This is a genomic window from Thermococcus sp. (genome assembly GCF_015521605.1).
GTDB lineage: Archaea > Methanobacteriota_B > Thermococci > Thermococcales > Thermococcaceae > Thermococcus.
The window spans coordinates 37,937-59,634 of the sequence record NZ_WANV01000039.1; the positions used below are offsets into that span (position 1 = coordinate 37,937).

The window sequence follows — 21,698 nt, forward strand, 5'->3', positions numbered from 1 at the left end:
CTTGCCGGGCGGAAGAATTATTAACCCACCGCCGTAATGAACCAGCATGGAAATCATAGGGTACGTCTTCGTGATCATAGCCTTCGCAAGGCTCTTGGCTGAAGGCTTTGAGAGGCTGGGCTATCCCGGGTTTCTTGGCGAGATAACGGCAGGAATGATACTCAGCGCCATCCTACTGGAGATGCCGAGGGATCAGATGCTCCTCATGGCCGAGCTCGGCCTGTTCTTCCTCATGATCTCGGCAGGCCTTGAGGTGACCCCCGAGGAGCTCCACTACGCCGGGAAGAAGACCCTGCCTCTCTACGTGGTCACGTATCTGGTCATGCTGCTTGTGACCCTGCCCTTCACCGGATGGAAGCTCAACTCCGACGCCCTCATCGTTGCCGCAATAATTTCAACTGCGTCAGCCCCCATAGTCCTGAGACTCAAGAGGTTCTTTGGGGAGGACTTCATCCACGTCGCCCTCTCCTACGCGGTTATAAGCGAGATAATGAGCCTATTCATAGTATACGTGATGGTAAGGATACACGAAACTCCCGGAGACTACATGCCCGTCGTCGAGAGCATACTGAAGGATGCGGTCTTCATAGGCGTCCTCATGTACATCAACTACATAATAGGAATAAAGCACAAGGTCATGATAATACGCTTCCTCCGCAGGCTCAAGAGCGATGAGGCGGTTTTCGGCCTCTTCATGGTGCTTTCAACGTCTCTGGCATTCATCAGCGATGAGATAGGTCTCCACTTCAGTATAGGCGGGTTCATGGCTGGCCTCATGATGCACAGTGACCTGGTCGGAACGAAGCAGTACGACAGGCTCACAACCATCGTCAGCGGCGTTACCTACGGCATCTTCGCCCCGATATTCTTTGCATGGCGCGGCCTTAACTTCGAGACCGAGCTGTCTTTCGTGGTCATAGAGTTCTTCGTCCTCGTGTACGCGGTGAGGCTGCTCCTTTCCTCGGCCCTCGTGAGGCACAGGGATGTTTCAACGTCAATAGTAAGGGGGGCAGGAATAGCCAGCTTCGGCGTTCTTGGCCTGCTCGTCGGTGAAATAGGCTTCGTTTCGGGTGTTCTGAGCCAGCATATGTACGCAATGGCATCCCTCGCCAGCGTCCTTGGAATCTTCACCTCGGCCACTCTGGGAAGGGCGGTCAGCAATTACCAATCGAAATCCTCCGAAAGCGCAGCTTGAGGCGAATTTGGGGATGTGGGCGGCTATTCAACCCCAAGAACACCCGTGCTTCCCCCTTTCCAATATAGCGAAACGTTTTTAAGCCCGGCTCTAATTAGCGAGTAGGCACACCTTTACTTTAGCCTGTAATCGTCTAACGTGTGAGAAAAGAAAGGAGGAAGCTGAGATGAGCTGGACAACCCCCAAGAGAGCTTTTATCGGTGCCGCCGCCGCGGAGGGAGGGACCAAGCTCAACGCCTTTGACAACGCACTCCTCAAGCTTGGGATAGGAAACGTAAATCTCGTCAAGCTGAGCAGCGTGATCCCAGCCCACATAGAGTGGATCGATGAGGTTCACGACGTCCCGATAGGGATGCTCCTTCCGACGGTGTATGCCCACATCGAGAGCGACGAGCCGGGCATGACCATCAGCGCCGCCCTGGGGATAGGCATCAGCGAGGGCAACGAGGGAGGCCTCATCTACGAGTACTCCGGCTACTGCACCAAGGAAGAGGCTGAGGAGATGGTCAGGAAGATGGTCGAAGAGGGGTTCAGGCAGAGGGGCTGGAAGCTGGCCGAGTTCAAGGTCGCAAGCGCGAGCATAACCGTTAAGGACAAGCCGGCTGCTGCAATAGCCGCGGTCGTGATGTTCCCCTACTGAGGTCCACCAATCCTTTTTATATCCCTCAGAACGAACCCTTTCCCCCTCTTCTCAAAGAGAACGTTGTATCTGGCCGTCCCAGAAACCGCCCAGACCTGGACGAACTCAGCCCCATCGATCAGGTACTCGTTCGTCCACAGAACCTCAAGCCCGATGCCCCCAAGGAACTCCACTGGGGATGCTCTAAGGACGAGCCTGAAGCGTGAATCGCCGAACGTTCTCTCGAAGAAGTTCATAATCTCCAGGAAGGCCACATACGGGTTGGTATCCTCAACGGGATACATGAATTTGACAGAATCCCCATCGCTAAACGCCAGCGGATGCCTGCTCCCGTTGAAGGTTATAAGGGAAAGCTCAACGTGTGGTTCATCCCCGGAAAACCTTATTTCTCCCACAACATGTGGGACGCCGTACCGCATTTCTTTGTGTATCTCCGACACAGAGTCCTCAAGGAACTCCAGGAGCTCCTTATGGACTTTCTTCCACCACATCGTCACAAATTCTTAGTACATAACTTACTTATAAAAGTATTCCCGGTGCCCTTAAACCCCAAGGTTTAAAACCCCTCATCCTACCTAAGGACGGTGAGACTCATGGGATTCAACGAAAAGGAGAGAGCCTTCATAGAGTGGTACCCTCGCGGTTACGGTGTCGGCTTTAAGGTCAAGGAGAGGCTGTTTGAGACCCAGACAAAGTATCAGAGGCTTGAGCTGTACGAAACCGAGGGGTTCGGTAAGCTCCTCGTTCTCGACGGTACGGTTCAGCTCGTGGAGGTCGGCGAGGAGAGCTATCATGAACCGCTGGTTCATCCGGTCATGCTCGCACATCCGAACCCGCGGAGGGTTCTCATCATCGGTGGCGGTGACGGCGGGACACTCAGGGAGGTTCTGAGGCACGAGACCGTTGAGAAAGCCACGATGGTCGAGATAGACGACGGCGTGGTTGAAGCCTCATACCTCTACCTCGATGTCGCCAAAGACCTGCTCGATAGGCTCATAAAGAACGAGGAGCAGAGGGCCGAGCTCATAATTGGGGACGGTGTGAGATACCTCCGGGAGACGGAGGAACGCTTTGACGTAATCATAGTCGACTCCACAGATCCCGTTGGCCCGGCGAAGCTCCTCTTCAGCGAGGAGTTTTACCGGGAGGCCTACGAGAGGCTGAACGATCCGGGAATCTACATCACCCAGGCCGGGAGCGTCTACCTCTTCACGAACGAGCTCCTCGATGCCTATAAGGCCATGAAGAGGGTCTTTGACCGGGTTTACTACTTCAGCTTCCCGGTGATCGGCTACGCATCCCCCTGGAGCTTCCTCGTCGGAGTTAAGGGGGACGTTGACTTCACAAGGATAGACCTGGAGCGGGCGAAAAAACTGGAGCTGTACTACTACGACCCGGAGAGGCATGAGACGCTCTTCCAGATGCCGAAATACGTCAGGGACCTCCTTGAAGGAACCCAGTAACGTCCTCCCCCTTTTCCCTCTCCTTTCCCCGGGCATAGAAAAGGCTTATGAGGATTCACTCCCAAGGGCGATAGGGATACTCATGAGGATAGAGGAGCTAACATGGCCCGAATTCGAGGGCATCAAGGAGCGTGTTGACACAGTTATGATTCCAGTGGGGAGTGTTGAAGCCCACGGAAGGCATTTGCCCCTTGGAACCGATGTCTTTGCCCCTGTCGAGATAGCAAAGCGGGTTGAGGAGAGACTCCACCGGCTGGGGGTTGAAGTTCTCATAGCGCCACCGATATGGTACGGGCATACCTTCGTTCTCGATGTATATCCTGGAACCATAAACGTGGCCGCCGAGGCACTCAAGGCTTACGTTCGCGAGATAATGAAAGAGTTCGCCGCCGAAGGGTTCAGGAGGATCGTTCTTCTCAACGGGCACGGTGGGAACTACTCGCCGCTGGTTCTCGCGGCAGAGGAAGTTGCCGGAGAGTTCCCTGAGACCGAGGTCTGGCTCATAAACTGGTGGCTGGACTTCCGCGAGGACATACTGAGCATATGCTCCAGCCAGGGACATGCCGGCCAGGACGAGACGTCTGTGATGCTGGCAATAAGGCCGGAGCTCGTGAAGATGGAGAACGCCCAGGGAGAAAAGAGAAGTTCAAAGGTGAGGGTAATCAAAAAGGACATAGGACGGGAACTGTTCCCCGACGGTGTGAACGACGACCCCTCCCTGGCGACGGCGGAGAAGGGGGAGGCGATCCTGAGCGTCGTTAGTGAAAAGATAGCCCGTCTTATAGCGGGGGATACGTGATGGGACGGGAAGAGGTTCTTGAGGAGATCGATAGGCGTATAAAGCGTCTGCGGGCCGAGATGGAGCTGGCGGAGGAAAGGCTCCGATACCTTGACCAGATAGGTGCCCCCTCCAAATACAGGGCACTCCAGAGAAAGGACTACTCGGTTTACTACCTTCTCCTGATGGCAGTCTGGGTTCTCCTCGGATTCCTCGCGCTCATGGCCATCAGCCACCGCCTCCCCTACGGGTTCAACTTCCCCCTTCTCCCGTATCTCCTCATAGTGCTCGTTGTGATCGTCCTTCCACTGGCCTACTACTACCTCAGCAGGAGGGAGGAACCAAAGACACCCATGGACGAGCTCGAGGAGCGGGAAAGACTCGCAAGACTTGTGCTTTCCCTCTTCTACCAGCCCCTGCGCGAGGCCGTTGAAAAAGACGACAGAAAGGCCATGGAGAATCTCGCCGAGGAGCTCCTCAACAACCCCCTACTTGCGGAGGCCGTGGAAAAAACAAAGGAGGGAGACCCGAAGGTCATGGCCTACGCCCTGTACCTGTACGCCACATACCGCCCGGAAATGGAGGAAGACGTGAGGGAAACGCTGTCGATTCTCGGCAACAGGCCCCTGAGGGCCCTCCTGTCCACCCTTGTGGAGGGCTAAGGTTATAACCCCTCCCGTCCTTCTCTATCCGGTGAGACGGTTGAGGTTGGAAGTTCTGAGTAAAGATGACATGAACGCCCTTTCGAGGGAACTTAGCAGGGCGGGGATAATGAACAGAACCCGTGAGGAGGTAACTCCCCAGATCTCCCACTACGTCGTTGTGGAGGGCACCTACGCAGAGCTCGTCGAAAATGCCCAGGGGATAGGGCCCCTGCAGGAGAGCCTCGATGAGCTGAAGTTCGCGTTTGAGGAGATAATTGGGAACTGGGAGCCCGGTCAAGAGAAAGCCCTCGACGGACTGTTTGACGAGTCGGATTTGGGGAGGCTTCTCGTACTCACGGCACTGATAGAGAGCGGCGCGGTGGTTGAAGAGGACGGAAAGCTGGTGCTCGTGAAAAAACCAGCCCTGGGGTCCCTGCGGGTGGAGCTCCGCTTCCCTATAGACGAGGTCGAGGAGTACCTTGAGGAGTTTGAGAAGCGCTTTGAAACGGGAATGATAACCGAGTACACGATGGAGAAGAGGTACTTCGTCGAGGTGATGGAGGTCGACAGGGAGCTGGTCGAGGCGGCCCTTGAGATAGCCGGGGAGTACGCCACTGAGGAGAGCATAGTCGAGGCGATGTTCGACGGCATAGCCCGCTCCGTTTTGGCGGACGTAATCCTGGAGCTGGCGAAGAAACACAGGAAGAAGAACGACCTCATAGACGCCCTGCTTGAGAGGGAGCCCATAGTCGTCGAGGGCGAGCACGAAAGGCTCAACATATACTTCGATGAGGAAGCCATAGAGGACTTCCTCAAGGAGCTCCAAACACTGGGCTACCTGAAGGTTAAGGGCAACAGGATATGGGTTTGATTCTTCTTTCCAGCATTTCCCCTCCGTAAAATTTTAAAAGGGCTTTTCTCACCTAACGCCGGAGGTGGTGGCAGTGGCGGAGCTGAGGGCGGTTATATTCTATGACCGCGACGGCACCCGCTACTACCGCTGCCCGCGCTGTGGTATGCTCTTCAGGAACTCCAAGGACTACACGAGGCACGTGAACAAGTCCCACGGCCATCTCTTCAAGAAGTGACTCTTCCTTTTTCTTCGGGATGAGGAGAACGGCCAGGTCTGAAAAAGTGATGAGCGGTTTCGGGCTTGCCGACCGTTACTCCCTGAGGATTATCTCCTTCGTGAGCTTGACGATGAAGGTCTTCCCGACTTTCTCCCTCTCGACGAGCTGCTTCTTTTCGAGCTCCTGAATGATCCTGCTTATAGTCGGTCTGGAGTAGCCCGTGAGTTCCGGCAACTCCTCCTGCTTGATAACGCCCCCCTTCTCAAGGATTGCCTTGACCACTATGCGCTCCTTCTCGGTCAGCACCTCGATGGGGACCCTGTTGGCCGCCCAGCGCTTCTTTGCATAGTACAGGGAGACCGGAATCGCAACGGCGAGCGAAAGTATCACCGCAGCTATTATCAGCACCCAGTTGGTCTCCTTGGGCTGCTCCGGAAGCCTTATCTCCAGGTTCTCCTTGACCCAGTAGGTCTGATAGCCCATCTCCTCTATCTTCTTCTGGACGTCCTTGGACATGCCTGCACCCATCAGCTCCACGAGCTCCGGGTTGAGCTTCTTTATCGCGTTGGCCGTCGAATCCGAGAGGGCATCCTCCTGGGTTAGGAGGAGCGGGTAGCCGTATATCATCGCCCACCTCGCCGCCGCCAGTGCCGAACCGTAGTCGCTGGAGCTGGCGACGACGACTATGTCGGCCCCGTTAGGATAAAAGTGAAGCGCCAGCTTTGCGGCGGTCTCCGTCCTAACCGCGCCCCCTATCCTCTCGACGATGAAGCCCATGTTCAGCAGCTCGTCCTGGACGTTGTCGCTGACGGCCTGGGAGTCGCCTATTATGAGCACGTGGTTCCATCCGAACTGAGCGTAGCTCTGGAGCTGGACTATGGTGCCCGGATCAAGCTCTTTTGGGTTAACTGGGAGAATAGGAACGTCGAGCATCTTCGCGTAGGGGAGTGCGACGATGTAGTCAATCATGTCGTCGTTTCGGACTATTATTAAATCGTATTCGGGCTTCTCACCTCCGCCCTGCTGGGCGGAGGAGAAGGGAAGGATGAAAGATGAGAATACCAGCAGGATGAGCGCCAACGCCAAGGCCCTTTTAATCATTCCATCACCTGAAAAAAGGGTAGGGGAAGCTCCTTAAAAGGTTTTTCAAAGCTCCAGGGTTTCCCCGGGTTTGAGGATTACCACCTCTGCCTTATCCCCAACCAGCTTTCTGAACTCCTCGGGGTCGGCTGCTATCGGGGGCCAGGTGTTGTAGTGCATCGGCACGACCTTCCTTGGCTTGAGGAACTCAACGGCCTTTGCCGCCTCCCTGACACCCATCGTGAAGTGGCCGCCTATCGGGAGCAGGGCAACGTCTATCGGCCCGTAAAGCTCGGCGAAGAGCTCCATGTCCCTGAAGACGTAGGTATCGCCGGCGTGGTAGATCCTGACGCCGTCGAGCTCGACGATGTAGCCGCAGGCGCTTCCTATGCTGTACTTACCGTCGCTGCTGGAGTGCCAGGCCGGAACTTGGACGATCTTAACCCCGTCAACCTCCGTCGGACCGTAGTTCATGCCGATGGTGGTTATGCCGCCCTCGCTCTCAACGAGGTAGTTGGCTATGTCGTACATGGCGACTATCTTTGCCCCGGTTCTCCTGGCTATCGCGGCCGCATCGCCGACGTGGTCTCCGTGGGCGTGGGTTATGAGGATCAGGTCTGCCTCAAGCTCCTCGGGCTTGGCAGCGGCCGCCGGGTTTCCTGTCAGGAACGGGTCTATCAGGATCTTCCTGCTACCCTCGATCAGAAAGGCAGCGTGGCCCAGAAACTTCACCTTCACCATGATACCACCCCGACGGATATAATAACCAGAACTTACTTAAGTCTTTCGACGGCACAAAATATGCACAGTGGTGTCCTTTTTAGCCCATCAGAGCTTTACTTTTCCCCGTCCGTGCTCATATTTGCCTCGCTGTCCTTTTTAGGAAAGCTTATATAGAATCCCACAGACTTTAGGCCGGTGATGTGATGACGTTTGATTACTTCTTCAAGCCAAAGGGTATAGCTGTTATTGGAGCATCCAACGACCCGCTCAAACTTGGCTACGAGGTCTTCAAGAACCTTAAGGATTACAAAGACGGTAAGGTTTACCCCGTGAACGTCAAGGACGAGGTCGTTCAGGGAGTCAGGGCGTATAAGAACGTAAAGGACATCCCGGACGAGGTTGACCTGGCAGTTGTCGTCGTTCCCAAGCGCTTTGTCAAGCAGACGGTAATCGACTGCGGCGAGAAGGGCATCAAGGGAATAATCCTCATAACGGCCGGCTTCGGTGAGGTCGGAGAGGAGGGCAAGAGAGAAGAGCGCGAGCTCGTTGAGATAGCCCACAGATACGGCATGCGCATAGTCGGCCCCAACTGCGTCGGTATAATGAACACCCACAACTCCATGAACGCGACCTTCGTGACCAACGCGAAGAAGGGGGACATAGCCTTCATAAGCCAGAGTGGCGCCCTTGGAGCGGGCATAGTATACAAGACGGTCAAGGAGGGAATAGGCTTCTCCAAGTTCGTCAGCATAGGCAACATGGCCGATGTGGACTTCGCCGAGTTCATGGAGTACCTCGCCGATACGGAGGAGGACAAGGCAATCGCGCTCTACATCGAGGGCCTGCAGAACGGAAGGGCCTTCATGGAGATAGCCAAGCGCGTCACCAAGAAGAAGCCGGTCATAGTTCTCAAGGCAGGCAAGAGCGAGAGCGGGGCCAGAGCCGCTTCGAGCCACACGGGTTCTCTCGCCGGTTCTTACAGGATATACGAGGCGGCCTTCAAGCAGAGCGGCGTCATAGTCGCCGATACGATAGACGATATGCTCAGCATGGCCCGCGCCTTCACCCAGCCACTGCCGAAGGGCAAGCGCGTCGCCATAATGACCAACGCAGGCGGGCCGGGAGTCCTCACCGCGGACGAGATAGACAAGCGCGGACTAAAGCTCGCCGACCTTGAGAAAGAGACAATTGAGGCTCTCAGGTCGTTCCTTCCACCGATGGCCGCCGTGAAGAACCCGGTCGACATGATCGCAAGCGCCCGCGGGGAGGACTACTACAAAACGGCAAAGCTCCTCCTTGAGGACCCCAACGTTGACATGCTCATAAGCATATGCGTCGTTCCGACCTTCGCGGGCATGACGCCAACTGAGCACGCGGAGGGCGTTGTGAGGGCTGTTAAAGAGGTCAACAACAGCAAGCCGGTTCTCGGCCTGTTCATGGCAGGCTACGTGAGCGAGCCCGCGAAGGAGGTCCTTGAGAAGGCAGGCATTCCAAGCTACGAGAGGCCGGAGGACGTCGCCGCTGCAGCCTACGCCCTCGTCGAGTTTTCAAAGGCTAGGGGAGTATTGGAGGAAGAGGAATGAGGTGATTTTGGATGGCGAAGGTTACCGACATGGTTTTATGGGACAAGCCGGGGGAGAAGGTTCTCCTGCTCGGCAACCAGGCGATAGCGAGGGGTGCGCTTGAGGCAAACATAGCTGTCTACGCCGCCTATCCGGGAACCCCGAGCTCGGAGCTGACCGACACAATGGCCATCGTCGCCAAGAAGGCCGGTGTCTACATGGAGTACTCCACCAACGAGAAGGTCGCCTTCGAGACGGCCCTGGCCGCTGCCTGGAGCGGCCTTAGGGCAATGACGGCGATGAAGCACGTCGGTCTCAACGTCGCGGCAGACACCTTCCTCAGCTCCGTCGGGATGGGGGTGGAAGGCGGATTCGTCATAATGGTCGCAGACGACCCGAGCATGTGGAGCAGCCAGAACGAGCAGGACACGAGGGTCTACGCGAAGTTCGCCAACGTCCCGGTTCTTGAGCCGAGCTCTCCCCACGAGGCAAAGGAGATAACGAAGTACGCCTTTGAGCTCAGCGAGAAGTTCAAGCACTTCGTTATTCTCAGAACTACCACCAGAACCTCCCACGCGAGGGGTGACGTTGTCCTCGGCGAGCTGCCGGAGGAGATAAAGGCCGGAAAGAGAAAGTTCGGGAAGTTCAAAAAAGACCCGAACAGGTTCGTCGACGTTCCATCAAACGCGAGGCGCTTCCACCCCATAATCCTGGAGAAGATCGAGAAGATCCGGGAAGAGTTCAACGACATGCCCTTTAACTGGATAGAGGGAGACGAGAACGCCAAGGTCGGCATTATAGCCCCGGGACTGAGCTATGCGTACGTGAAGGAAGCCCTCCACTGGCTCGGCGTCGAAAACGTGAAGATCCTCAAGCTCGGAACTCCGTTCCCGGTCCCCTACGGTCTTCTTGAAAAGTTCATGGACGGCCTTGAGAAGGTTCTCATAGTTGAAGAGCTCGAACCCGTCGTCGAGGAGCAGGTCAAGACCTGGGCCTACGACAAAGGCCTGAGGATACCGATACACGGCAAAGACCTTGTGCCCAGGGTCTACGAGATGACGACCAGGAGGGCCGTTACAGCTATAGCCAAGTTCCTCGGCATTGAGATGCCACTCAACTACGAGGAGCTCGACGCCAAGTACAGCAAGGCCCTGGAGATAGTCCCGCCGAGGCCGCCGAGCCTATGTCCGGCCTGTCCCCACAGGAACAGTTTCTACGCCATAAAGAAGGCCACCCGCGCCAGGGGCATCTACCCGAGCGACATTGGCTGTTACACCCTCGGTCTCCTCCCGCCGCTCAACGCGGTTGACACCACCGTCGCGATGGGAGGCTCAATAGGCATCGCCCACGGCCTTGAGATAGCCCAGCACGGTTCCCTGAGCGAGGAGCAGAGGAAGAAGGAGAAGAAGGTCATAGTGGCCACCATAGGCGACTCGACCTTCTACCACACCGGCCTTCCGGCACTGGCCAACGCAATCTACAACCGCTCCAACGTACTCATAGTCGTCCTCGACAACCTCGTCACGGCAATGACGGGCGACCAGCCGAACCCGAGCACCGGCCAGACGCCCCACGGCATGGGCAAGAGGATACCGATAGAGGACGTCGCTAAAGCGATGGGCGCCGACTTCGTCGAGGTCGTTGACCCTTACGACATAAAGAAGACCTACGAAGTCATGAAGAAGGCCCTTGAGGTCGAGGGAGTCAGCGTCGTCGTGTCGAGGCAGGTGTGTGCCCTCTACAAGATAGGCCAGATGAGGCGCAGGGGCGAGAAGTGGCCGATATACTACGTCGACGAGGATGCCTGTACCGGCTGTAAGGTCTGTATCAACGCCTACGGCTGTCCGGCCATCTACTGGGACGAGGAAAAGAAGCAGGCGAGGATAGAGCCCAGTATGTGCTGGGGCTGCGGTGGATGTGCTCAGGTCTGTCCGTTCGATGCCTTCAAGCCCGTGGAGGAGGGAGAGGAATGAAGGTTAAGGAGTACAACATAGTCATCGCCGGTGTCGGCGGCCAGGGTGTCCTTACGGCCGCCAACATCCTTGGCTGGGCCGCCCTTCACGCCGGCTACAAGGTGAGGATGGGTGAGGTTCACGGCATGAGCCAGCGCTTTGGAAGCGTCGTCTCGTACGTCCGCTTCGGCGAAGAGGTTTACGGTTCGATGGTTCCCGAGGGCAAGGGGGACGTTATACTCGGCTTCGAGCCGGTGGAAGCTCTGAGGTACATCAACCACCTCAGGGAGGGCGGGATGGTCGTCGTCAACACCAAGCCCATCGTTCCCGTCCAGGTCTCGATGGGCAAGGCCCGCTACCCAGAGCTGGAGGAGATAAAGAAGATCGTGGAAGAGGACTTCAAGGCCAAGTGGATTGGATTCAACGCAGAAGATCTCGCCATAAAGGCCGGCCACGTCGTCACGACCAACACTGTCCTTATCGGCGCTCTGACGCAGATCCCCGAGTTTCCGCTCGATGCGGAGCACGTCAGAGAAGTGATAAGGCTCAGTGTCCCGCCGAAGGCCGTGGAGATGAACATGAAGGCCTTCGACCTCGGAATTAAAGCCGCGAAGGAGATTCTGGGGCTTTGAATGCCCTACTTCGCAACATTTTTAACTTTTTATGACGAATTACATAAGGTGCTAGAATGCCCTGGGAGCCTGTTCAAAAGGTTCTGGATGGCTTTGAGATACACTCTAAAGAGGAGTGCCCCTGGGCGTTCTACGACGGGATGAGGCTAGTTCTTTTTGAGTGGGTGGACTACTACGTGAAATCATCCCGCAGCTTCGAGATACCAGGTTTGGACGTTCAAAAACTCGGGGATGGTTACCTCGTTAAATTCTCAAACTATGTGGGCATTTCTGAGGTCAGATTCGACGATGGAGGTAGATTACCCATCCTCGTTTTGTCGAAGAAGATAGGCCAGATGTTCGGGGTTTTGGGCCCCGAGAAATGCGTGCATTCCGATAAGGTTGAAAGGCTTGTGGGGGCTTTTGAGTCTCTGGCAAACACTCTGACGGAGAACCTTCTGGAAATCTCGTCCAGCATTCCCTTCTCTCTGGAGGCCCCAACCGGTTTCTCGACCGTAGAGAGCGACGAGCCGATCAACGAACTCTTCGCCTATCACTTCCTCCGCTCGAACCGTGAAAGAATCATCGAGGCCTTTGAGACTGTACTCCGCAGAATGAAGCGGAAGCTTGTGGTTGAAGAGGAATGGATGAGGACGGACGAGGTGGACGAGATAACTCCAGAAGCTATCCTCTCAATCGTCCAGCACCCAGAATACTTGGCCCCCGCGGGGGAGGGTGTTCTGATAGCGGATTACCTGAACGGCCATGCTCCAACCAGGGTCTTGGGATACAGAAAGTATGAAAGCTTCGACACTCCAGAGAATCGGTTCGTAAAGCATTTCCTCAACCTACTCATTGAGTGGAGCGAGAGAGTTATAGAGACCTTCGATAAAAAGAATGAAAAGACGGCAAATTTGAAGCCGATTAAAGAACTTCTCGGAGAGCTTGAGTTCATAGGAAGCGATGGACTCTGGGAAGACGTTGGCGAGATGAAGCTCTTTCCCTACACTTCCCAGACTCTTTTGAAGGGTGACGGCTACCGCGATCTGCTTGAGCTTTACAGGGAGTTTACTTCCTACCTTCCTTTCTTCGAGGAGCTGCAGAGGGCGATAGACAATAAGGACATCGCCAAACTCTACGAGTACTGGGCCTTCTTCAGGCTCGTTGACGAACTCGGAGAGATTCTTGGAAAGAAAGAGCTCAAAATCCATGTGCTTCCTGCGGGTGAGCTCTCCGAGAGGGGAGATGTCTACGCTGAATTCGACAACGGTTGGAGGCTCTACTACAACAAGCGGTTGACTCCAGGGAGGTGGAGCTACTCGGTGACGTTAAGGCCGGACTTCTCGCTCTTTAGCGGCGATCCAGAAAGGGGTGCAGAGCTCATTGGAGTCTTCGATGCGAAGTTCAAGCTTGATGTGGTGGATGAGCCAAAGGAAATAGAAGAATTCGACCAAGAGGCCGAAATCGCCGGGGAAAAGAGGAATTACGAGACTTGGGCAAAGCTGGAGGATGTTTACAAGATGCACACTTACAGAGACGCTCTTGGATGTAGGTTTGCGGTCGTGGTTTATCCCGGGAAGAAAAGTTTGTTTTTTGATGTAAAGGGAGGTAAGGTTGAGAAATTCACCCTGGAGGAAGTTTTGATTGGAGAACTGAGTGGCGTTGGTTATTTGAGGTTTGTTCCGGAGGTGGAAATATGGTAGTCACCAGAGAAGATGCGGAGAATCTCCTAAATGAAATATCCGGGGAATTTTTAAGAAAGGTGCAAGGAGAAACGCTCAAGCCCTCAAAAATAAGGTACTTCGATGAGCACCAGGTTGTTGAGGTTAAATTCGATCTGTGGCACAGGTATGTAAACAAAAGAAGGTATGAGATCTCCTATATGTGGACAATTTATTTAAGAACTCAAAAGATTAGGTACGGACTTGCCGTTTCCTGTTTCTCTGTCAACGCCAGTGAGCGGACGTTAATTAAACTACTCGGGGAGGACACAATTAAGTCCCTAAAGGAGAGGGGCCTTTCTATCATACGGCTTGACCGCAGGGTGATGCTGGGAAAAGAGATGTCTCTGGATGCTTTTGGGGAAGCCCAGAAAGAGGAGAGCCTAAATATGATGCTAGGTGTGCACTCGCTCCTTGGCAGTAGTATTGCCACGTTCGAAGAAAGTCTATGTTTTGATAGAGAGAATGACCCTCTAATCGAAGCTTTAAGGGGTATGAAAACTCTTTACTGGAGGGAATGGGAAAATAAAGGAAAGCCCCTAATCGAGAAGGCCCGGGAAGAAGTGATTAAGTTCGCTAAAGGCGAGTCTGGCGAATTAAGCCTACCTTCAGACACAGATGGGGATGCCGGGCGCCTGCTCTGGTTTGTTGCGGGGGGAGTCAGTGACAGAGGAGACCCGGATGGGCTTAGAGAGTTCTTGAGGGCGCTAATGGAGACGTCTCCTGAGAATGCGATACAGCTCGTGCGAGAGTACTCCCACAAAATAAAAGGAACCAGCATGCTGGGCATCATAAACCTAGCGGCGCTGGTTTATCCGGAGACACTTATGCCCCTGTGGGGCAGTGATAAGGAGATGAGGGGCATTTTAAATCCTGCGAGCTCCAAGTTGTTGGGACTCAAGAAGAAAGCGTCAAAGCTCAAGCTTGATGAATACGAAAACCTGCTGGGCAGAATAAAGTATGCATCCCACGAAGTAGGGGTGTCAAATCTGTTCGAGGTGGCGTTTTATCTCCTGAAGATGGGCAGGGATAAACTTCAGGGGATGCCGTATGAGGAAGAGCACACGCTGCCGAATTATTTGCTAAATGACTACCTTGCCTCAAAGGGCTACCTCTATCACGAACACCTCGTTTCTCAGTTCTACACAGCCCTCAAAACCAAAGGCTTCGTCATCCTCTCCGGCCTTACTGGGACCGGAAAGACAAAGATAGTTCAGGAGCTCGCAGAGCTTCTTGATTCGAGTGGAGAAAACTTCCTCTTCCTTTCCGTGCGCCCGGACTGGAGGGATTCAAATGCTCTTCTCGGCTATTACAACCCCCTAACAAAGGCATACCATAAGACCAGTCTGCTTGAATTCATACTACAGGCCGTTAAGGATTACGAGGACAACTGGGACGAAGCTCTCCCGTACTTCATCCTCCTCGACGAGATGAATTTAGCTCACGTTGAGTACTACTTCGCCGACTTCCTCAGCGTCCTTGAGAGTGGAAGGGATGAGGACGGATTCACAAGGGAACCCCTGCGGCTTCACGATATTGACGAGATTGAAGAGAAAGAGGGCATCCCTAAGAAACTTTTCCTCCCGCCCAACCTCTACATCATTGGGACGGTGAACATGGACGAGACTACTTACTCTTTTAGTCCCAAGGTTCTCGACAGGGCTTTCACAGTAGAGTTCCACGATGTCGAGCTTGAGGCATATCCTCCAGATGGGAAGGGCAAACTGAGTTCCGAAGCTCTCGGAGCCTTAAGGGAAACAATACTGGAAGACATTCGTGGCAGGGATGGCCAGTTCCTCGCCCGCTCGAAAGAAGAAATAAACGAGGCCATCAAAAAGCTGAAAGATACCGGGTACTGGCAAATCCTCATCCGGCTTAACGCCCTTCTCAAACCCTACGACATGCACTTCGGCTACCGGGTTGTTGACGAGATTGCCCTCTTCTTCAAGAGCGCAAAGGAAAGCGAGGAGGCGGGCATCGTTAAATTCAAGAACGATAACGAAATCTTTGACCTTGCCCTCCTGATGAAGATCCTACCCAAATTCCACGGCAACAGGAAGAGGCTTGAGAAGCCTTTGACGAAAGTGCTGGAGGCCTGTATAAGGGGAGAGTTTGGGGTAAAATTCAAAGAGAACAACCAGGAGAAGAGCCTAAAGATGCCACGAGATATCGAAAAGATCAGTAGTGGAGCGATAATTGAGATGCTTGCGAACTGGGAGAGCTACAGGGAAAACTTCCGCTTCAGACACACCGCCAAGAAAGTCCTCCGCATGCTCCGGCAGCTCCACGAGATAGGCTTCGCGAGCTTCAGCTGAACCTTTCATTCTTCGAAACCCTTATAACTTACCCCGGGGTAAGTAACTTACGGTGGGGTAAGTTGCTGTTTGATCTACAACCTAAGACAAGGCGTGAGGATTTGTACGACAGGGAGGCAGAGCTCCAAGAGTTCAGAGATGCCCTAAACCTGGGTGAGAGGCTCATTCTCTTGCTCGGATTGAGACGTCTGGGGAAGAGTTCACTGCTCAACGTTTCCCTGAATGAATCCGGGATGCCTTACGCAAAGATTGACGTCCGCTCTCTGTACTTCACCCATGGCTCCATACCTCAGGAGATCCTGGCCAAAAAACTTCTGGACTCACTTCTCTCGACGGTCTCGTCCCGCAGGGCCATTAGACTGAGACTGGAAAAAGCGCTTGAATCTGTGAGGGGAATAAGACTTTCGGGCCTTCACGTTGAGTTTGAGAGAAAACCGGATTTGGCAGAAATTCTTGAGAGGATAAACTCCTGGGCCGAAAAGGAAGGCCTAAGGGTTATAATCGCCTTCGACGAAGCCCAGTACCTCAGGCTCTCGGGAATCCAGTACGATGGCCTCATAGCGTATGCGGTTGACAACCTTCCGGCCCTGACCTTTGCACTGACCGGCTCGGAGGTTGGAATGCTCTACGACTTTCTGGGGCTGGAAAATCCGAAAAAACCCCTCTTTGGGAGGTATGCACGGGAGATTACACTCAACAGGTTCAGTCGGGAGCAGAGTGTGGACTTTTTAAGCAAAGGCTTTGAGGAGATTAGAGTTGAAGTCCACAAGGGTGAACTCGAAAGGGTCGTCGACAGACTTGATGGAATAACCGGCTGGCTGACAACCTACGGCTACCTGAGAGGAGTGAGGGGACTCTCCGAGAGGGACGCCCTTGAAGAGCTGTTTCAGCGGGCCCAAGCACTGGTCATGGAGGAGCTATCATCCCTTCTCTCCTACAGCAGGAGGTACGGGCTGATACTCAAGGCGGTCGCCCTTGGAAATGAGAGCTGGAGCGACATAAAGGAGTACTTGGAATTCAAAGGAGGGCGAATAAACGATGCAAAGTTCTCCCTCCTATTGAAGAACCTCACAAAGTACGGCTATTTGACAAAGACCGGAAGGAGTTACGCAATACCCGATCCCGTTGTCCAAGAGGTGGTCAGGAAGCTCAGCTTACCCCAGGGTAAGTAACTTACCCCCGGGTAAGCTATATTCCCCAGAACTCCCTCTGGATTTCGAGGACAGTTTTCACCGTTCTTATGGCCTCGTAACTGGGCTCGATGCCCCGTTCCTCCACGCTCCCCTCAAGATACCCCTTAACAAAGGCGGGGAGGGCCCTCATCAGCCCGACGGAGTAGCCACCTTCAAAGATGACGGCCAGGGGATAGCGGGAGAGCGTCGCACCGGCGTAGCGGAAGAACCGTTCCGTCAGCCTAAGCGTCGTGAGGCTCTCTCCAAGAAAGCCGTCAAAACCGGCAGAGACAACCACAGCATCGGGCTTCGTTTCCTCCAGGACTGGAAGGACGATTTCCATCCACGCGAGGATGTAGTCATCGTCGGTGGAGTAGTGGGGCATCGGGAGGTTGACCTTGCTCCCCTCCGCACCCCTTCCCCCGATGTCGTGTTCGTAGCCGCTCCAAGGATAGATGTCGCGCTCGTGGAGGTCGATGTGGACAACGTCCCCATCGTTCCAGAATATCTCCTGCGTACCGTTGCCGTGGTGGGCGTCGAAGTCAATGACCACAGCCCTTCCCCTGCGCTCCTTGAGGGTGTAAGCCGCAAATGCGCTGTTGTTGAAGATGCAGAAGCCGAGGGTTGAGGCGTTGAAGGCCCTTCCCGACCTGCCAGCATGGTGTCCGGGCGGTCTGACGAGCGCCAGGTAGAGACCCCTATCCTCCACTGCCGCCTCAACCGCAGCCCTCGCCGCACCGACTGCCGAGAGAGCGGCTTCCCACGTGCCGGGGGACACGTAGGTGTCGGGGTCGAGGTACGAGAAGCTCCCTTCGAGCCCCCGAATCCTCTCCACGTACTCCCCATCGTGTATCAGAAGGAGATCCGAAGGCGAGGCCGGGCTGGGCTCCAGAATTTTTTCCTCATCCCACAGCCCGTTTTCGGAAAGACCCCTTATCGCGTAGTCCAGCCTGGTCGGGTTCTCGGGATGATAGCCCTCGGGTCTGTGCTCCCTGAAAATGGGGGAGTAAAAGATTCTGAGGGACAAGAGGGTTTCACCACTCTTCCTCTTCCTCGATGAGGCCGTACTTCTCCAGCTCACGGAGGAGCTTTCTGACAGCCTCCCAGGCGTCGTGCTCGCTCTTGGCGCCGGAGCAGACTATCTTTCCGGAGGAGAAGAGCAGTATGACCGCCCTCGGCTCCTTGACGCGGTAGATGACGCCGGGGAACTGCTCGGGCTCGTACTCACAGTTTGGCAAACTGAGCGCAACGGCATCGAGGTTGAACTCCATACCGATGTCGCCGCTGAATACCATGTTCTGGATGTCTATCTGAGGTGCCCTTCCGAACTTGGCGCCTATCTTCTTGAGCATCTGGATGAGCTTGTTGACTGCCCTCTCGATGTCCTCGACGCTCTTAGCGCCGGTGACGACCAGCTTTCCGGAGCTGAATATGAGGAGCGCCACCTTGGGCTCCTCAAAGCGGCATATTATCCCAGGGAACTCCTCGGGGTTGTACTTGGAGTTGGGACATATCTCTATAACCTTTTCAAGGTTCAGCTGCGTAAAGAGATCCACAGAAGCGACGATATTCTCGATTCTGAGCTTTACATTGCTCATGTCGACCAAGGCTTACACCTCCAGATGGTGGGTTTAAAAACCCTTTATAAATGAGACGGGTTGAGTTTTTAAAGCTTTAGGTAGCTGACCGGATGAAACCACCGGTGAGAAGGCTTAAAAGGTGCCGGCACAAGGAGAGCACGGTGATGCCTATGAGAAACACGATGGTTTTAGTAAGGACCGACAACTTTCAGAAGGCCAGCATCGCTCTCGCCGATCTGGTTCGGTACGGCGGCATGCAGATACGCGGTGATCCAAGGATTATCCCCCCCGCACTCTCGGACTGGGCCTTTGAGAAGATAAGCGGTGAAAAGCCGAGGAGACGCTTCAGGGCGCACGTGATCGCCCAGATAGACCTGCCGCCGGCAAAGGCGATCGGCAGGCTCATGGACATCCACCCACCGGCGCACGTTCTCGTGATCCCACCGGATACCGAAGTCTGGGAGGAGCTAATACGCCTCTGGAGCACCTTTGAGAAGCTCAAGGGCTTCCACCCTCCAAAGAGAACCAAGGCGGAAGAACTCAGGAAGAAGAGGGAGGAAGAGGAGGGGTTAGAGGAGCTTTAGTGTTCTATTGTTCACCTCTCTGAGTTTATTCTCTGTGCACTACGTTCTCGCTCTCACCTGAAAAGAAGTCATGCTTTTATTGAGAAAAATCAAAGAAGAAAAAGTACTTTCATTCGTATCCATGCTTTATTAAGTTAAAATTTTTTCAATAGTCTCGGTTACTTTTTTGATTTTGGGTATCTTCGTGAAAAAGCCAATTTTAATTAGCTCTTCGCTGAATTTGTCTGACTTAAGATCTTTAGGTATGTCTATTCCCATGTATTGGCTGGCTCCTTTTAATTCTTCGTAGATGTCTTCGATAGTTCTGTCTATGAGTTCTTAATGTTTTCCCAACAATAACCCCATGTCTTCCTTCACTCCAATAGTCTCAAATATTTCACTATACACCCAGACGATGTGGTACGATAGAGATCTCCATTTTTTCTCGTCACCCTCTTGAATTCTTCTTGTTATGTACTCCCTAATATGTACAAGAAGAAGGTATGGGAACAAACGTCTCATTAGGAATTCTCTTATACTAGCATCATCGCCATGGTTTTTAAGAGCCTCAATATCTTCTGCAGGGAAAATTTCGTCATAATACTCTGAGTCAGCAAAAATTTTTCCAGGACGAGAAAATGCGACATGGGGTTGTCGCATCCAATATGCAACAAAGGCTTGAGCCATCTCTTTCATCTTTATGTGGCTTTGACTATGTGCTTTCTCTCCGCGGCGGTATATGTATTCAATATCAAAGTACTGCTTGAACCACTTCTGGAGTCTCCTATGGGATATGTCAACTGCCCGTAGATCCTTAGTATTTGTTGGTGTTTGGGTATTAGAGGTCTTAGTCAGCCGGAATGCCCGTTCAATGTCATCTTCTCTAACTTTAATAACCTTGGCCAGAACCCAGATAGGTTCATCTATCACGGGATTCCTCTCTAAGAATTTTGCAATTGTAGTTATAGTCTGGGCACCATTAACTACTGTGAAGTTTTGGAAGTTGTATGTTCCATCAGAGTTTCCTTGACTGAAATCAGTACATAAGCAGACAATACCATTGTTTAGCATCCAAAAGTCCTTTCTTTTTTCCTCATCTTCTAGACTCTGATTAATCTGCCAGTTTACAGAGCCTTTTCTTAGTCCCAAAAATTTTCGAATATTAAACGCAAAGAGTTCCTCCCTCTCAATGAAATCCTTAAATCTAGAGGCATCTACCAACCCAATTATTGCTTCATCCAAAACTATTGAAGATTTAAATTTCAAATTAATATTTACCCCGTATATTTTTTCAAACATTTGAGCAAATTTTTTAGATCAAATATTTCAATATCAGCATCAAGATTATATCCATGTTTAGTAAGCCATGTCCTAATGCGTTTTCTAGTTTTTTTGTATTCTTCTCGAACTTTTTCATTTGCATCGGCTAATGTGACAACATATAAACGGAGCATTTTTGCTCTATGAATGGGACTGGTGTCTAGATTATGCTCCGCTTGGATAGCCCGTTGAATATCCTTGAATGCAGATAGTACATAGGAGGGTTCCGTGCTATATTTAAACTGATAAATCTTGAGTATTTCATTTTCTTCGTCAAAATAAACTGCATCTCTTCCCTGATCCCAAGGACCGTCGAGGATCGTTAACTCAGCGTCTTCTTCACTTAGGTCTTCTACTTCCTCTAGGAACCAATATCCAAAGGCCATGTACTCGTCTAGATTTTTTTTCTCTGGCAATTTTAGATACTTGTTCCTTTATCTCCTCTAATACTGAAGCCATAATAACCACCGTACTATATTATCTATAACAACCTTATAAAAGATTTTTGATAAATATGGGGAGTTAGTATAATGCATCAAACTGCATGTCGAGGTTTTATAAATTTTGTTATGGATTGCAAAGATTCTGCGCCCAATTGATATAACGGAAAATAAAAGCTCACTAATTTCTTAATCTTTGTATAGAAGTTGGTCAAAGAAGATTTAAACGTTCACTTCTTCTTCCGCTTCTTGATCCTGATGTTGGCTATGTCGCCGAGGGTCGGCTCGTAGTCCCTGGGAATCGAGGGCTTCTTCTCGATCTCTGTCTCGGCGCGCTCGATGAGGGTTATCTTGAAGTACTTCTCCAGTTTTCGCGCCTCCTTTATCGTCGGCTCACGGTAGCCGTGGGCTATTGCCCTCAAATCGTTCATTGAAAGACCAATCTCGTGGGACAGCTCTTCATAGCTCTTCCCAGAGCGCTGTATCGCCCTGTAAACCCTCTCTGCGTAGTCCTCAACTATCTCCTCCGTGTAGAGCGGCCTCTCGATCCTCGGTCTGGACGGCCTCGGCCTGGACGGCCGCGAGTAGGTTCTCCTGACCGGCTGCCTCCCGGTCGGCATGATGCTGAACGTTCCGGGCTTCTTTCCGCCGTATTTCTCATAACATCGATTGCAGACGAGAACCTCCGCCCCCTCAAGCCTTATCTTGTGGCCCTGTCCCCTTATTGGGGCCCCACATATCTCGCAGTATCTAGGCTTGGCTTTCCCCATCTCAACCACCTTCTTGCTCCACTTAAGGCTCGAAGTCAGGCTTTTTAAACCCCTCGATGAGCTTATATTGATGAGCGGGGTAAGGATAGAGAGGCTCCA

Annotated in this window: 22 protein-coding genes; 14 read left to right on the top strand and 8 right to left on the bottom strand. The window is 53.1% G+C overall.

Features of this window, described 5'->3' with window-relative positions; genetic code table 11:
• Window positions 1-46 precede the first annotated feature (46 nt).
• Window positions 47-1,195, top strand: a complete 1,149-nt coding sequence (locus tag F7C11_RS10390) for a cation:proton antiporter (RefSeq protein ID WP_297093138.1) — start codon at window positions 47-49, stop codon at window positions 1,193-1,195.
• 166 nt (window positions 1,196-1,361) lie between these two features.
• Window positions 1,362-1,835: a pyruvoyl-dependent arginine decarboxylase gene (locus F7C11_RS10395; protein WP_297093140.1), complete on the top strand. Its 474-nt coding sequence runs from the start codon at window positions 1,362-1,364 to the stop codon at window positions 1,833-1,835.
• Here F7C11_RS10395 and F7C11_RS10400 read toward each other — a convergent pair.
• On the bottom strand, window positions 1,829-2,332 hold the full coding sequence (locus tag F7C11_RS10400; protein WP_297093142.1) for a hypothetical protein: 504 nt from the start codon (window positions 2,330-2,332) through the stop codon (window positions 1,829-1,831). The two genes, F7C11_RS10395 and F7C11_RS10400, sit on opposite strands and share 7 nt — an antisense overlap.
• Window positions 2,333-2,428: 96 nt before the next feature.
• On the opposite strand from F7C11_RS10400, the gene speE reads away from it, so the two are divergent.
• From speE to F7C11_RS10425, 5 genes are all read left to right on the top strand, one after another.
• A complete protein-coding gene (gene speE, locus F7C11_RS10405) occupies window positions 2,429-3,298 on the top strand; it encodes a polyamine aminopropyltransferase (RefSeq protein ID WP_297093189.1) in 870 nt (289 codons plus the stop codon).
• Window positions 3,299-3,380: 82 nt separating this feature from the next.
• Window positions 3,381-4,097, top strand: a complete 717-nt coding sequence (locus F7C11_RS10410; RefSeq protein ID WP_297093191.1) for a creatininase family protein — start codon at window positions 3,381-3,383, stop codon at window positions 4,095-4,097.
• Window positions 4,097-4,738, top strand: coding sequence for a hypothetical protein (locus F7C11_RS10415; RefSeq protein WP_297093143.1), 642 nt, complete (start codon window positions 4,097-4,099; stop codon window positions 4,736-4,738). Before F7C11_RS10410 ends, F7C11_RS10415 begins: the two co-directional genes overlap by 1 nt.
• 40 nt (window positions 4,739-4,778) lie before the next feature.
• Window positions 4,779-5,591, top strand: a complete 813-nt coding sequence (locus F7C11_RS10420) for a hypothetical protein (RefSeq protein ID WP_297093193.1) — start codon at window positions 4,779-4,781, stop codon at window positions 5,589-5,591.
• 67 nt (window positions 5,592-5,658) lie between these two features.
• Window positions 5,659-5,808 (top strand): nucleotide-binding protein, encoded by a 150-nt coding sequence (locus F7C11_RS10425; protein ID WP_297093145.1) that lies wholly within the window; start codon window positions 5,659-5,661, stop codon window positions 5,806-5,808.
• Window positions 5,809-5,883: 75 nt separating this feature from the next.
• Here F7C11_RS10425 and F7C11_RS10430 read toward each other — a convergent pair whose 3' ends face one another.
• Both F7C11_RS10430 and F7C11_RS10435 read right to left on the bottom strand, forming a co-directional pair.
• Window positions 5,884-6,891 carry a cell wall-binding repeat-containing protein gene (locus F7C11_RS10430; protein WP_297093147.1) on the bottom strand — a complete coding sequence of 336 codons (1,008 nt, stop codon included), beginning with the start codon at window positions 6,889-6,891 and terminating at the stop codon, window positions 5,884-5,886.
• A gap of 45 nt (window positions 6,892-6,936) precedes the next feature.
• Window positions 6,937-7,611: a metal-dependent hydrolase gene (locus F7C11_RS10435; protein ID WP_297093149.1), complete on the bottom strand. Its 675-nt coding sequence runs from the start codon at window positions 7,609-7,611 to the stop codon at window positions 6,937-6,939.
• A 185-nt stretch (window positions 7,612-7,796) separates the two neighbouring features.
• On the opposite strand from F7C11_RS10435, the gene F7C11_RS10440 reads away from it, so the two are divergent.
• From F7C11_RS10440 to F7C11_RS10465, 6 genes are all read left to right on the top strand, one after another.
• The gene (locus tag F7C11_RS10440; RefSeq protein ID WP_297093150.1) at window positions 7,797-9,176 is read left to right on the top strand and encodes an acetate--CoA ligase family protein; all 1,380 of its coding nucleotides are present in this window, start codon (window positions 7,797-7,799) and stop codon (window positions 9,174-9,176) included.
• Window positions 9,177-9,187: 11 nt separating this feature from the next.
• A complete protein-coding gene (gene iorA / locus F7C11_RS10445) occupies window positions 9,188-11,128 on the top strand; it encodes an indolepyruvate ferredoxin oxidoreductase subunit alpha (protein WP_297093151.1) in 1,941 nt (646 codons plus the stop codon).
• Window positions 11,125-11,739, top strand: a complete 615-nt coding sequence (locus F7C11_RS10450) for an indolepyruvate oxidoreductase subunit beta (protein ID WP_297093154.1) — start codon at window positions 11,125-11,127, stop codon at window positions 11,737-11,739. The genes iorA and F7C11_RS10450 overlap by 4 nt, the downstream gene beginning before the upstream one ends.
• Before the next feature lie 56 nt (window positions 11,740-11,795).
• Window positions 11,796-13,421, top strand: coding sequence for a DUF2357 domain-containing protein (locus tag F7C11_RS10455; protein ID WP_297093156.1), 1,626 nt, complete (start codon window positions 11,796-11,798; stop codon window positions 13,419-13,421).
• On the top strand, window positions 13,415-15,754 hold the full coding sequence (locus F7C11_RS10460; RefSeq protein ID WP_297504783.1) for an McrB family protein: 2,340 nt from the start codon (window positions 13,415-13,417) through the stop codon (window positions 15,752-15,754). The genes F7C11_RS10455 and F7C11_RS10460 overlap by 7 nt, the downstream gene beginning before the upstream one ends.
• Window positions 15,755-15,816: 62 nt before the next feature.
• A complete protein-coding gene (locus tag F7C11_RS10465; RefSeq protein WP_297093158.1) occupies window positions 15,817-16,926 on the top strand; it encodes an ATP-binding protein in 1,110 nt (369 codons plus the stop codon).
• Between the two features lie 16 nt (window positions 16,927-16,942).
• Here F7C11_RS10465 and F7C11_RS10470 read toward each other — a convergent pair whose 3' ends face one another.
• On the bottom strand, window positions 16,943-17,953 hold the full coding sequence (locus tag F7C11_RS10470; RefSeq protein ID WP_297093160.1) for a histone deacetylase family protein: 1,011 nt from the start codon (window positions 17,951-17,953) through the stop codon (window positions 16,943-16,945).
• A 7-nt stretch (window positions 17,954-17,960) separates the two neighbouring features.
• Window positions 17,961-18,533 carry a TATA-box-binding protein gene (locus F7C11_RS10475; RefSeq protein WP_048152114.1) on the bottom strand — a complete coding sequence of 191 codons (573 nt, stop codon included), beginning with the start codon at window positions 18,531-18,533 and terminating at the stop codon, window positions 17,961-17,963.
• Window positions 18,534-18,676: 143 nt separating this feature from the next.
• Here F7C11_RS10475 and F7C11_RS10480 point away from each other — a divergent pair, with 143 nt between their 5' ends.
• A complete protein-coding gene (locus F7C11_RS10480; RefSeq protein ID WP_297093197.1) occupies window positions 18,677-19,090 on the top strand; it encodes a DUF356 domain-containing protein in 414 nt (137 codons plus the stop codon).
• 318 nt (window positions 19,091-19,408) lie between these two features.
• Here F7C11_RS10480 and F7C11_RS10485 read toward each other — a convergent pair whose 3' ends face one another.
• The 3 genes from F7C11_RS10485 to F7C11_RS10495 all read right to left on the bottom strand — a co-directional run bounded on the left by F7C11_RS10485 (window position 19,409) and on the right by F7C11_RS10495 (window position 21,599).
• Entirely contained in the window at window positions 19,409-20,368 is a 960-nt protein-coding gene (locus F7C11_RS10485; protein ID WP_297093165.1) for an AIPR family protein, read from the bottom strand.
• Window positions 20,344-20,805 carry a hypothetical protein gene (locus F7C11_RS10490; RefSeq protein WP_297093167.1) on the bottom strand — a complete coding sequence of 154 codons (462 nt, stop codon included), beginning with the start codon at window positions 20,803-20,805 and terminating at the stop codon, window positions 20,344-20,346. Before F7C11_RS10490 ends, F7C11_RS10485 begins: the two co-directional genes overlap by 25 nt.
• A 254-nt stretch (window positions 20,806-21,059) precedes the next feature.
• Entirely contained in the window at window positions 21,060-21,599 is a 540-nt protein-coding gene (locus F7C11_RS10495; RefSeq protein ID WP_297093199.1) for a multiprotein bridging factor aMBF1, read from the bottom strand.
• Window positions 21,600-21,698: the final 99 nt, after the last annotated feature.